Origin of the sequence: Enterobacter cloacae complex sp. GF14B, from assembly GCF_004136805.1 — a bacterium.
Taxonomy (GTDB): domain Bacteria; phylum Pseudomonadota; class Gammaproteobacteria; order Enterobacterales; family Enterobacteriaceae; genus Enterobacter; species Enterobacter hormaechei_C.
Map to the genome: position 1 here is coordinate 1 of NZ_QFRV01000100.1, position 12,632 is coordinate 12,632.

Consider the following 12,632-nt stretch of genomic DNA (forward strand, 5'->3'; position numbering starts at 1 on the left):
CCGGAGAGGTGAATCTCTCGACGCTTACGTCGGTACGCGCAGAGTACGACAGCACGGCCCAGCGTCTGTTGCTGACGGTCCCCCGGGACTGGGTCGCCGCGCGGATCACGCCGTTCAGCGAACAGAACACGCATAGCAAGCCGCACTATGGCCGCGGCGCGTTGCTCAATTACGACGTTTATACCAACCATTCCGAGCACACGGGCGGCCAGGCGTCGGTCTGGCACGAGTTCCGCTATTTCAATGAGGATTATTCGTTTTCATCGACGGGTTACGCCCGGCAGAATTTCACCGGTAACAGCGGGCAGCAGGAAGGGTACGTGCGCTACGACTCAACGTTTCTGATCACCAACGAGGAAGATGCCACCACCTGGACCGTCGGGGACGTCATCAGCGATGCGCTGAGCTGGAGCACCAGCGTGCGCATGGGCGGGATCAGCTACGGGCGCGACTTCTCCCTGCGTCCTGATCTGGTGACCTGGCCGCTGCCGGCGTTTTCCGGCGAGGCGGCTGTCCCGACCTCGGTCGATCTCTTTATTAATGGCTACCGTTCCGGCTCCACCCGCCTTCAGCCGGGGCCGTTTACCCTCACCAATCTGCCGTATATCAACGGTGCCGGGGATGCGGTGCTGGTTACCACTGATGCGCTGGGTCGTCAGGTGAGTACCACGCTGCCGTTTTATGTCAGCAGCGATCTGCTTAAGCAGGGGTTAAGCGACGGCGCCGTGACGCTGGGCAGCCTGCGGCGTAACTACGGTATTGAGAATTTTGACTATGGCCCGGCGGCGGGCAGCGGATCGTATCGCTACGGGGTGACCGACTGGCTGACGCTGGAGGGGCATGCGGAAGGGGCGGAGTCGCTGGCGCTCGGCGGAGCGGGCACGGTGCTGAAGCTCGGGCGTTTTGGCGTGGTAAATACCTCGTGGACCCAAAGCCGCATGCGCGGCGATAGCGGCGGCCAGATAAACTGGGGCTATCAGTACAACACCAGCGAGTTTAGCGTAGCGACCCAGCATACCCGGCGCGACCGTGGCTTCGGCAACCTCGCCCTGTACGATCAGCCCACCGTTTATGATGAAAATGATAACCCCGTTGCCAGCCTGAGCCGCAATACCGACCAGTATTCCTTAACTTTTAACCTCGGCGGTTACGGCAATATCGGCGCGGCGTGGATCGGGGTTGAAAGTTTTGACAGCAAAAAAACTGAGCTGCTCAACCTCTCCTGGAGCCGTAATTTGTGGGGCTCAAGCAGTATTTATCTGGCTGCCAGCCGTGACCAGCAGCGGGGCGACTGGACGGTTGCGCTGTCGTTGCAGGTTCCCCTCGGCGAACGTGACAGCGCCGCCGTCACCTTTGAAAACACCCCTGACGCAGGCAGCACTCAACGCATTAACTACAACCACTCGATGCCTTCAGACGGCGGCTTTAGCTGGAACATGGCCTGGGCCAACCAGTCGCGGTCGAGTAACTATCAGCAGGCTACGCTCGGCTGGCGGAATAACAACGTGGAGCTACAGGGCGGCGGCTACGGTGAGAAGGGCATGATGACCTGGTGGGGCGAGGCGATGGGTTCTGTTGTGCTGATGGACGGTGAGCTGTTTGCGGCGAACAAAATCAACGATGCGTTTGTGGTGATCAGCACCGACGGACATCCGGACGTACCCGTCAGCTACGAAAACCAGCCGGTTGGTAAAACCAATAACAAAGGTTATCTGTTGGTCAGCGGCGTTTCCGCCTATTACCCGGCAAGCTACCGCATTGATACCCTGAACTTACCTGCGGATACCCGGCTGAAAGAGACCGAGCGTCGGGTGGCGATTCGTCGGCATAACGGTTATCTGGTGGATTTCCCGATGGAGCAGGAGCGGGTTGCCAGCGTGATCCTGCACGATGCGCAGGGCAATGCGATCCCGGTGGGAAGCCAGGTCAGACGCGCATCCCGCAGCAGCGCGGTTGTCGGCTATGACGGCCTCGCCTGGCTGGAAAACCTCAACGATGTGAATCCGCTCGAGGTTACCACCCCGGAGGGTAAACGCTGTACGGCAACGCTGACCGTTGGCGCAAACCCTGAGCATAAGCTGCAAACCTACGGTCCGCTGACCTGTCGGGAGGCGCCGTGAGACGCCTGTTAATCGCGCTTCTGCTGCTGTGCTCCGGCGGCAGCTGGGCGGCCTGTACCGTCAGTACGGTGAATGCCTCGTTTGGCAGCGTCACCTCGTTCGCACTCAGCGGCACCGGGGAAGTGGAAACGACGGGCACGCTGGTGGTGACCTGCGATACCGTTCTCAACCTGTTAACCAACGACTCGGTGACGCTGACTTACACTTCGGCATCCGTCTTTGCGAATAGCCGGGCGACCATGAAGCGTACGGACAACGCGGCTATTACCGATGTCATTCCTACGCGCCTGTGCGGGGCGTCCGGCTGCGGCGGAAACAGTGAAGTACAAATCAGCAAAGCCTATACCTGGAGTGGAAACACGCTGCTCGGGCTGCTGGGTTCAAGGCGCTACAACATTCCCCTTTATTTCCGGACCGTAATGGGGCAGAACGTCACTGCCGGGCCGTACCAGGTGTTGTTAACGTTCAGCATCAACTACAACGTGTGCGCTGTTGGCGCGGTCGGTGCGTGCCTGACCCCGCAAACCGGCACGGCAACCACCTCCATTCTCGTCAACATGACCGTCACCAACGATTGCAGCACCATGACCACGCCGGACGTGAATTTTAACAGCGCGCCGCTGGTGCAAAATTTTCCCACCGTTTCACAGTCGGTTGCCGTCACCTGTACCAAAGGCAGCACCTACACCATAGGCATTAATAATGGGGCAAATGCCCTGAACAACGTGCGTCGTATGGTCAGCGGCAGCAACTTCATGAGTTACGACATCTACAAAGAGGCGACCAGCAACCGCTGGGGTAGCAGCGGCAGCGAGCGCTGGGCCAGCGCCAGCTCATCGCAGGTCAGTACGGACGGGCTTTTACGTACCTACAACTACACCGCCAAAGTTCTGACCAGCCAGGCCACGCCGCCTGCCGGAACCTACACCGACACGCTGATTGTCGACGTCGCATTCTGACTCCCGCGCTTTTCCCTTTCGCAAATGTAAAGTTCCTGTGGCCTGTGCCGATAACACCGTTAATAAATCTATGAGAAGGTGTTGTATGTTGAACCGTATCCGCGTTGTCACAATGCTTATGATGGTGCTGGTCATTTTCGCACTTCTTCAGCTTACTTCTGGCGGCCTCTTTTTCTCGTCGTTAAAACAGAACCAGGACAGCTTCGCGGCCTCGAACGCTTTGCGAATGCAGCAAAGCGAACTGACCACGACCTGGGATCTGATGTTGCAGACGCGTATCAACCTGAGCCGCTCGTCTGCCCGCATGATGATGGACCCAAATAACCAGCAGAGCAGCGCAAAAACGGAACTGCTGAAGAATGCGCGCGCCACGCTGGCAGACGCGGCGAAACATTACGACGCCTTCAAAAAAATCGCCCCTCAGCCGGCAATGGCGCAGGCGAGCGCGAACATAGATGAAAAATATCAGGCCTACTTCGCCGGCCTCACGGAGCTGGTGCAGTTCCTGGAGAAGGGCAATATGGACGCCTATTTCGCGCAGCCGACCCAGGGAATGCAGAACGCCCTCGGCGCGGCGCTCGGCGAGTACGCTAAAGCCAGCGGCGAGCTTTATCACTCCGCGTTCACGCAAAGCCAGAACGACTACCGTTTCGCGAAATGGCAGATGGCGGTTCTCGCCCTCGCGCTGGTCATAGTGCTGGTGGCCGTGTGGTACGGCATTCGTCATATCCTTCTTAACCCGCTTGGCCGCGTCATTGCCCATATCCGTGATATTGGCCGGGGCGATCTCACGAAAACGCTGTCCGTTTCTGGCCGCAATGAGATCACCGAGCTGGCAACCAGCGTCGACCATATGCAGCGTTCGCTGATTGATACCGTCGCCAACGTGCGCGAGGGGGCGGATGCCATCTATACCGGCACGAGTGAAATCGCGATGGGCAACAACGATCTTTCGTCCCGTACCGAACAGCAGGCGTCCGCTCTGGAAGAGACGGCGGCCAGCATGGAGCAGCTCACCGCGACCGTGAAGCAGAATGCCGACAATGCCCGCCAGGCGTCGCAGCTTGCAGAAAGCGCGTCCGACACCGCCCAACGCGGCGGTCGGGTGGTCGACGGCGTGGTGAAAACCATGCATGACATTGCCGACAGCTCGAAGAAAATCGCCGACATCATCAGCGTAATCGACGGCATCGCTTTCCAGACCAATATCCTGGCGCTGAACGCGGCCGTTGAAGCGGCGCGTGCGGGCGAGCAGGGACGCGGGTTTGCCGTAGTCGCCGGCGAAGTGCGTAACCTCGCCAGCCGCAGCGCCAATGCGGCGAAAGAGATCAAAGCCCTGATTGAAGACTCTGTTTCACGCGTGGATACCGGCTCGGTGCTGGTGGAAAGTGCGGGTGAAACCATGAATGACATCGTGAATGCCGTGACGCGCGTGACGGACATCATGGGTGAAATCGCCTCTGCATCGGATGAGCAGAGTCGTGGTATTGACCAGGTCGCCCTGGCGGTATCGGAAATGGATCGTGTGACGCAGCAAAACGCCGCCCTGGTGCAGGAGTCCGCTGCCGCGGCCGCTGCGCTGGAGGACCAGGCGAGCCGCCTGAAAATGGCCGTCTCGGCGTTCCGTCTTACTTCAAAAACAACAAATACGGTCAGCTCGCGGTCGGTGTACGGCGAAGCAGCCCCGGCGCCCGTGACAGCACGTACGCGCGCAGCGGTGACCGGACAAGATGAAAACTGGGAAACATTTTGACTGACAATTAAACCGCGGCTGCTTGCCGCTTGATGGGAGCGTGGATGTTAAATCGTATTCGTATCTCGACCACACTGTTTTTGATTCTGATCCTGTGTGGGGTTTTGCAGGTTGGCAGTAACGGGTTGTCTTTCTGGGCGTTTCGCGATGGCTATCAGAATTTGCAGGAAGTTGAGACGAGTAATCAGCAGCGCTCCGCACTGGCACAAACGCGTGCCGTGCTGTTGCAGGCAAGCACTGCGCTGAACAAAGCAGGGACGTTAACCGCGCTGAGCTATCCGCCGGAGGATATTAAGGCGCTGATGGTTGTGGCCCGCAGCAGCCTGAAGCAGGCCGACGCGCAGTTTAAGGCCTTTACGGCGCAGGAGGCGGTCAGTGAGAAAGAGAAAGCGCTCAAAGTCGCCATGAAAAAGACCTTTGATGTGTGGTACGGCGATCTCGACCATCAGGCGACGTGGCTGGAGAACAACCAGCTTTCTGACTTCCTGACCGCGCCGGTGCAGGCGTCTCAGGCGGCGTTTGACGACAGCTTTAACGCATGGCAGCAGGATATTAACCAGTTTGTGGCGCGTGCCGGTGCGGACAGCCGTACCAGTTACCGCATGTCAGGGATGATATTCCTGACCATGGTAATCCTGGCGGCCCTGCTGACCGGCGGCTCGCTGTGGTGGTCGCGCAAAATGATCGTCCAGCCGCTGGCCATCGTCAGCAGTCACTTCGACAGTATTGCGAAGGGCGACCTGGCGCGTCCGGTGGCCGTGTATGGCAGGAATGAAATATCAGCGATTTTCGCCAGCCTGAAGGCGATGCAGAGTTCGCTGCGGGAAACGGTAAGCAACGTTCGCCAGGGCAGTTACGCCATGCATACCGGGATCTCCGAGATTGCGGCAGGCAATAACGACCTCTCTTCCCGCACTGAACAGCAGGCGGCATCGCTGGCGCAGACGGCGGCCAGCATGGAGCAGCTGACCGCGACGGTAAGCCAGAACGCCGATAACGCGCGTCAGGCGTCCGACTTGTCAAAACAGGCAGCGATGACGGCGAAACGTGGGGGCGATCAGGCTTCTCACGTTGCCAGCACGATGCAGGAGATTGCCGCCAGCTCGCAGAAAATTGGCGACATTATCAGCGTTATCGACGGTATCGCGTTCCAGACCAATATTCTGGCGCTGAACGCGGCGGTGGAAGCGGCGCGTGCCGGCGAGCAGGGGCGCGGGTTCGCGGTGGTTGCCGGTGAAGTCCGAAACCTCGCCAGCCGCAGCGCCAATGCGGCGAAAGAGATCAAAGGGCTGATAGAAGAGTCGGTCTCCCGCGTTCAGCAGGGCTCCGCGCTGGTGGATACCGCCGCGCAGACCATGCATGAGATAGTCACCTCCGTGACGCGGGTTAACGACATTATGGGCGAGATTGCCTCGGCGTCTGATGAACAACGCCGTGGTATTGAGCAGGTGGCGCAGGCCGTTACACAGATGGATCAGGTTACACAGCAGAACGCCTCACTGGTGGAAGAGGCGGCGGCTGCGACCGATCAGCTGGCAAACCAGGCGGATCACCTTACCGGGTTAGTCGCCGTATTTAATGTGAAAGAGCACGTTGAAGCAGTAACAGAAGTCGGACGGTCACAGGCCGTGCCCGTTGTATCCTGAATGTGATTGAGAAGGCGCTATGACATCACCCATGCCCTCAGGGCAAACGTCATTATTGTTGCAGATGACACAGCGCCTCGCGCTGTCCGACGCGCATTTTCGTCGGATATGTCAGTTAATCTACCAGCGTGCGGGGATCGTGCTTGCGGACCATAAGCGAGACATGGTCTACAACCGGCTGGTGCGGCGCTTGCGCACGCTGGGGCTGGACGATTTTGGCCGCTATCTGAGCATGCTCGAAGCGAACCAGAACAGCGCCGAATGGCAGGCATTTATCAACTCATTAACCACCAACCTGACCGCGTTTTTCCGCGAGGCGCATCACTTCCCGGTGCTGGCGGAACACGCCCGTCGCCGTAGCGGAGAGTATCGCGTCTGGAGCGCGGCGGCCTCTACCGGGGAAGAGCCGTACTCGCTGGCCATCACCCTGGCGGACACCCTGGGCATGGCGCCGGGTCGCTGGAAAGTGTACGCCAGCGACATCGACACGGAAGTGCTGGAAAAAGCCCGTAACGGCGTTTATCGCCAGGATGAGCTGAAAACGCTGTCTCCCCAGCAGCTACAGCGTTACTTCATGCGCGGTACCGGCCCGCATGAAGGACTGGTGCGCGTACGCCAGGAGCTGGCGAACTGCGTGGAATTTGCCCCCGTTAATTTACTGGATAAGCAGTACAACGTGCCGGGGCCATTCGACGCCATTTTTTGCCGTAACGTGATGATCTATTTTGATAAAACGACGCAACAGGACATTTTGCGTCGCTTTGTTCCGTTGCTCAAGCCTGACGGTTTACTGTTTGCCGGGCACTCGGAAAACTTCAGCAACCTCGTGCGTGAGTTTAGCCTGCGTGGGCAAACGGTATATGCGCTGAGTAAGGAAAAAGCATGAGTAAAATCAGGGTATTGTCTGTCGATGATTCGGCGCTGATGCGTCAGATCATGACCGAAATCATCAATAGCCACAGCGATATGGAGATGGTGGCGACAGCGCCCGATCCGCTGGTCGCGCGGGATTTAATCAAAAAATATAACCCCGACGTGCTGACGCTGGATGTTGAAATGCCGCGCATGGATGGCATCGATTTCCTGGAAAAATTAATGCGCCTGCGCCCGATGCCGGTGGTGATGGTGTCATCTCTGACCGGTAAGGGTTCAGAAATCACCCTGCGCGCGCTGGAGCTGGGGGCGGTGGATTTTGTCACCAAGCCGCAGCTCGGCATTCGCGAGGGGATGCTGGCGTACAGCGAGATGATCGCCGAGAAGATCCGCACCGCGTCCCGGGCGAAGCTTGCCGCGCATAAACCGACGGCAGCCCCGGCAACCCTGAAGGCGGGGCCGTTACTCAGCTCGGAAAAGTTGCTGGTGATTGGCGCGTCAACCGGAGGAACAGAGGCAATTCGCCATGTACTCCAGCCATTGCCGCTCTCAAGCCCGGGTATTCTGATTACGCAACATATGCCGCCGGGCTTTACCCGCTCGTTCGCGGAGCGCCTGAATAAGCTGTGCCAGATCAGCGTGAAAGAGGCGGAAGACGGCGAGCGCGTGCTGCCGGGTCACGCCTATATCGCCCCGGGTGACAAGCACATGGAGCTGGCGCGCAGCGGGGCGAACTATCAAATCAAAATTCATGACGGGCCGCCGGTTAACCGGCACCGTCCGTCGGTGGATGTGCTGTTTCATTCGGTGGCGAAACATGCGGGGCGCAACGCCGTTGGGGTGATCCTGACGGGGATGGGTAACGACGGCGCCGCCGGAATGCTTGCGATGCACCAGGCTGGCGCCTGGACGATTGCGCAGAATGAAGCAAGTTGTGTGGTGTTCGGCATGCCGCGCGAGGCCATCAATATGGGTGGCGTAAGCGAAGTGGTCGATCTTAGCCAGGTAAGCCAGCAGATGCTGGCGAAAATCAGTGCCGGACAGGCAATACGTATTTGACTCAGGAGTATTATTTTATGGCGGATAAAGAGCTTAAGTTTTTGGTTGTGGATGACTTTTCCACCATGCGTCGCATTGTGCGCAACCTGCTGAAAGAGCTGGGCTTCAACAATGTTGAAGAAGCAGAAGACGGGGTGGATGCGCTGAACAAGCTCCAGGCTGGCGGGTTTGGTTTTGTGATTTCCGACTGGAACATGCCGAACATGGACGGTCTCGAACTGCTGAAAACCATCCGCGCGGATGCAGGTATGGCCTCTCTGCCGGTACTGATGGTGACCGCAGAAGCGAAGAAAGAGAACATTATTGCCGCTGCACAGGCGGGCGCAAGCGGCTACGTGGTGAAGCCATTCACCGCGGCGACTCTGGAAGAGAAGCTCGGGAAGATCTTCGAGAAACTCGGCATGTGAGGTGATGGATATGTTGCAACCTGCTATGAAACCCGTTGAAGAACATTCGCCGAGCGACATTATTGCCCGCATTGGTAGCCTGACCCGCATGCTGCGCGACAGCCTGCGTGAGCTGGGGCTGGACCAGGCGATCGCCGAAGCGGCGGAAGCCATCCCTGACGCGCGCGACCGTCTGGACTACGTCGTGCAGATGACCGCGCAGGCGGCCGAGCGTGCGTTGAACAGCGTTGAAGCCTCGCAGCCGCACCAGGATGCCATGGAGAAGGGTGCGAAAGCGCTGAGCAAACGCTGGGATGAGTGGTTTGAGAACCCTATTGAGCTGGCGGATGCCCGCGAACTGGTAACGGATACCCGTCAGTACCTGGGTGACGTGCCGGGCCACACCAGCTTCACTAACGCCCAGCTGCTGGACATCATGATGGCGCAGGATTTCCAGGACCTTACCGGCCAGGTGATCAAGCGCATGATGGATGTGATTCAGGAGATTGAACGTCAGCTGCTGATGGTGCTGCTGGAGAACATTCCGGAACCGGCTGCCCGTCCGAAACGCGAGAACGAAAGCCTGCTCAATGGTCCACAGCTTGACACCAGCAAAGCGGGCGTGGTGGCAAGCCAGGACCAGGTGGACGATCTGCTGGATAGCCTTGGTTTCTGATTGCCCGTTCTGCCTCAGGTCGTTAACGCGGCCTGAGGCAGCTCAGAACAAAAACAGCGAAAAGAGCCCGAATAAACGGGCTTTTCCCGCCATTGGATTTTCTCTGCGCTGGCATGATACCCGTGAATTAATGGGCTGCGAGCAGGCACAGTGGCAGAAGAGAACGACGACAAAACAGAAGCCCCCACACCCCACCGACTTGAAAAAGCCCGTGAGGATGGGCAGATCCCCCGATCCCGAGAGCTGACATCCCTGCTGATCCTGGTGGTGGGCGTCTGCATAATCTGGTGGGGCGGGGAGATGCTCGCCCGCAGACTGGCGGGAATGCTCTCTGCTGGCTTACGTTTTGATCACAGCATGGTCAATGACCCCAATCTGATCCTCATTCAAATCATCAATCTTGTGAAAAGCGCGATGATCGCCTTGCTGCCGCTGATCGCGGGCGTGGTCATCGTGGCCCTTGTTTCGCCGGTCATGCTCGGTGGCCTGGTGTTCAGCGGTAAATCGCTGCAACCGAAATTCTCCAAGCTCAACCCGCTACCCGGTATTGCGAAAATGTTCTCCGCGCAAACCGGGGCTGAGCTTCTTAAAGCGATCCTGAAATCGCTTCTTATGGGCAGTACAGCCGGGTTTTTTCTGTGGCACCACTGGCCGGAGATGATGCGCCTGATCAGCGAATCCCCGATGACGGCGATGAAAAATGCCCTGAACCTGGTCGGGTTATGCTCGCTGCTGGTGGTACTCAGCATTATTCCGATGGTGGCGTTCGACGTTATCTTCCAGATCTATTCCCATATCAAAAAGCTGCGAATGTCGCGTCAGGACATCCGCGATGAATATAAACAGATGGAAGGCGACCCCCACGTTAAGGGCCGTATCCGGCAGATGCAGCGTGCCGCCGCGCGTCGGCGCATGATGGAAGATGTGCCGAAAGCCGACGTCATCGTCACCAACCCGACCCACTACTCCGTGGCGCTTCAGTACGACGAAAACAAAATGAGCGCGCCGAAAGTGGTGGCGAAAGGGGCCGGGCTGATTGCGCTGCGCATTCGTGAAATCGCGACGGAAAACCGCGTACCGATCCTGGAAGCACCGCCGCTGGCCCGTGCGCTGTATCGCCACGCGGAAATTGGACAACAGATCCCGGGCCAGCTCTACGCCGCTGTCGCAGAGGTGCTGGCCTGGGTGTGGCAACTGAAACGCTGGCGTTTAGCGGGCGGTCAACGACCTGTAAAACCTGAGAACCTTCCGGTGCCTGAAGCACTGGATTTTTTGAACGAGAAGGACACTGATGGCTAATCTGGTGGCAATGTTGCGCCTGCCCGGCAACCTGAAATCGACGCAATGGCAGATCCTTGCCGGACCGATTCTGATCCTGCTAATTCTGTCGATGATGGTGCTGCCGTTACCGGCATTTATTCTCGACCTGCTTTTCACCTTCAACATTGCGTTGTCCATCATGGTGTTGCTGGTGGCGATGTTCACCCAGCGCACGCTGGAGTTCGCCGCGTTTCCAACAATCCTGCTGTTCACCACGCTGCTGCGTCTGGCGCTGAACGTTGCCTCCACGCGTATCATCCTGATGGAAGGGCACACCGGCGCGGCGGCGGCGGGCAAGGTGGTCGAAGCCTTCGGTCACTTCCTGGTGGGCGGCAACTTCGCCATCGGTATCGTGGTGTTCGTCATTCTGGTGATTATCAACTTCATGGTTATCACTAAAGGTGCGGGGCGTATCGCAGAAGTAGGCGCGCGCTTCGTGCTCGACGGGATGCCGGGTAAGCAGATGGCCATCGACGCCGACCTGAATGCCGGGCTGATCGCGGAAGATGAAGCAAAAAAACGCCGTGCCGAAGTGACCCAGGAGGCAGATTTCTACGGCTCCATGGACGGTGCGAGTAAGTTTGTGCGCGGTGACGCCATCGCGGGCATTCTGATCATGGTGATTAACGTCGTCGGCGGCCTGCTTGTCGGCGTGCTGCAACACGGCATGGACATGGGCCACGCAGCGGAAAGCTATACGCTGCTGACCATTGGTGATGGTCTGGTGGCGCAGATCCCGGCGCTGGTGATCTCCACCGCGGCGGGTGTGATTGTGACCCGCGTCAGCACCGATCAGGATGTAGGCGAGCAGATGGTGGGGCAGTTGTTCAGCAACCCGCGCGTTATGCTGCTCTCCGCGGCGGTACTGGGCCTGCTCGGTATGGTGCCTGGCATGCCAAACCTGGTATTCCTGCTGTTTACTGCCGCGCTGCTGGGCCTTGCCTGGTGGATGCGTGGCCGTGAAACGCAGCCTAAGGCAGAGCCAGCGCCGGTCAAAATGCCTGAGAACACCCAGGCGGTGGAGGCCACCTGGAACGACGTTCAGCTCGAAGATTCGCTGGGGATGGAAGTGGGGTACCGCCTGATCCCGATGGTGGATTTCCAGCAGGATGGTGAACTGCTTGGCCGTATCCGCAGCATTCGTAAAAAATTCGCCCAGGATATGGGCTTCCTGCCGCCGGTGGTCCACATCCGGGACAACATGGATCTCCCGCCTGCGCGCTATCGCATCCTGATGAAAGGGGTAGAAATCGGCAGCGGTGATGCGTACCCCGGCCGCTGGCTGGCAATTAACCCGGGCACGGCCGCAGGCACGTTGCCGGGTGAGCAGACGACCGACCCGGCCTTTGGTCTGGCGGCAATCTGGATTGAGAGCGCTCTGAAAGAGCAGGCGCAGATCCAGGGTTACACGGTTGTTGAGGCCAGTACCGTGGTGGCGACGCACCTCAACCATCTGATTGGCCAGTTCTCTGCGGAACTGTTTGGTCGTCAGGAGGCGCAGCAGCTGCTCGACCGCGTAACGCAGGAGATGCCGAAGCTGACCGAAGATTTAGTGCCGGGCGTGCTGACCTTAACCACCCTGCATAAAGTGCTGCAAAACCTGCTCGACGAGAAGGTGCCCATTCGCGATATGCGTACCATCCTTGAGACGCTGGCCGAACATGCGCCGCTGCAAAGCGATCCGCACGAACTGACGGCGGTGGTACGCGTGGCGCTCGGACGCGCCATTACCCAGCAATGGTTCCCGGGAACCGGCGAAGTGCAGGTCATTGGCCTGGATACACCGCTGGAACGGCTGCTGCTTCAGGCGTTGCAGGGCGGTGGCGGGCTGGAGCCGGGT

10 protein-coding genes are annotated in these 12,632 nt (G+C 58.8%); all 10 read left to right on the forward strand.

Annotated elements, in window-relative coordinates:
* The coding region (locus tag DD606_RS21845) for a fimbria/pilus outer membrane usher protein (protein WP_139158332.1) at positions 1-2,120 on the forward strand (2,120 nt) is incomplete at its 5' end.
* The gene (locus DD606_RS21850; RefSeq protein ID WP_045896077.1) at positions 2,117-3,079 is read left to right on the forward strand and encodes a spore coat U domain-containing protein; all 963 of its coding nucleotides are present in this window, start codon (positions 2,117-2,119) and stop codon (positions 3,077-3,079) included. The genes DD606_RS21845 and DD606_RS21850, both read left to right, overlap by 4 nt.
* 85 nt (positions 3,080-3,164) lie before the next feature.
* A complete protein-coding gene (gene tar, locus DD606_RS21855; RefSeq protein ID WP_129259125.1) occupies positions 3,165-4,832 on the forward strand; it encodes a methyl-accepting chemotaxis protein II in 1,668 nt (555 codons plus the stop codon).
* Between the two features lie 44 nt (positions 4,833-4,876).
* Positions 4,877-6,478 (forward strand): methyl-accepting chemotaxis protein IV, encoded by a 1,602-nt coding sequence (gene tap, locus DD606_RS21860; RefSeq protein WP_045340739.1) that lies wholly within the window; start codon positions 4,877-4,879, stop codon positions 6,476-6,478.
* Between the two features lie 19 nt (positions 6,479-6,497).
* Entirely contained in the window at positions 6,498-7,364 is an 867-nt protein-coding gene (gene cheR / locus DD606_RS21865; protein ID WP_017384409.1) for a protein-glutamate O-methyltransferase CheR, read from the forward strand.
* Positions 7,361-8,410 (forward strand): chemotaxis response regulator protein-glutamate methylesterase, encoded by a 1,050-nt coding sequence (locus DD606_RS21870; protein WP_003859716.1) that lies wholly within the window; start codon positions 7,361-7,363, stop codon positions 8,408-8,410. Before cheR ends, DD606_RS21870 begins: the two co-directional genes overlap by 4 nt.
* Positions 8,411-8,427: 17 nt before the next feature.
* Positions 8,428-8,817 (forward strand): chemotaxis response regulator CheY, encoded by a 390-nt coding sequence (gene cheY / locus DD606_RS21875; RefSeq protein WP_000763862.1) that lies wholly within the window; start codon positions 8,428-8,430, stop codon positions 8,815-8,817.
* Positions 8,818-8,827: 10 nt separating this feature from the next.
* Positions 8,828-9,472 carry a protein phosphatase CheZ gene (gene cheZ / locus DD606_RS21880; RefSeq protein WP_003859718.1) on the forward strand — a complete coding sequence of 215 codons (645 nt, stop codon included), beginning with the start codon at positions 8,828-8,830 and terminating at the stop codon, positions 9,470-9,472.
* A gap of 150 nt (positions 9,473-9,622) precedes the next feature.
* Positions 9,623-10,771, forward strand: a complete 1,149-nt coding sequence (gene flhB / locus DD606_RS21885) for a flagellar biosynthesis protein FlhB (protein ID WP_003859720.1) — start codon at positions 9,623-9,625, stop codon at positions 10,769-10,771.
* On the forward strand, positions 10,764-12,632 hold a 1,869-nt coding region (gene flhA / locus DD606_RS21890), incomplete at its 3' end, for a flagellar biosynthesis protein FlhA (protein ID WP_129259127.1). The genes flhB and flhA, both read left to right, overlap by 8 nt.

What these genes read in the sequence shown, in the direction of transcription:
- DD606_RS21870 (WP_003859716.1), top strand. Translation starts at nt 7,361, where the DNA reads ATGAGTAAAATCAGGGTATTGTCTGTCGATGATTCGGCGCTGATGCGT.
- cheY (WP_000763862.1), top strand. Translation starts at nt 8,428, where the DNA reads ATGGCGGATAAAGAGCTTAAGTTTTTGGTTGTGGATGACTTTTCCACC.
- cheR (WP_017384409.1), top strand. Translation starts at nt 6,498, where the DNA reads ATGACATCACCCATGCCCTCAGGGCAAACGTCATTATTGTTGCAGATG.
- tap (WP_045340739.1), top strand. Translation starts at nt 4,877, where the DNA reads ATGTTAAATCGTATTCGTATCTCGACCACACTGTTTTTGATTCTGATC.
- tar (WP_129259125.1), top strand. Translation starts at nt 3,165, where the DNA reads ATGTTGAACCGTATCCGCGTTGTCACAATGCTTATGATGGTGCTGGTC.
- cheZ (WP_003859718.1), top strand. Translation starts at nt 8,828, where the DNA reads ATGTTGCAACCTGCTATGAAACCCGTTGAAGAACATTCGCCGAGCGAC.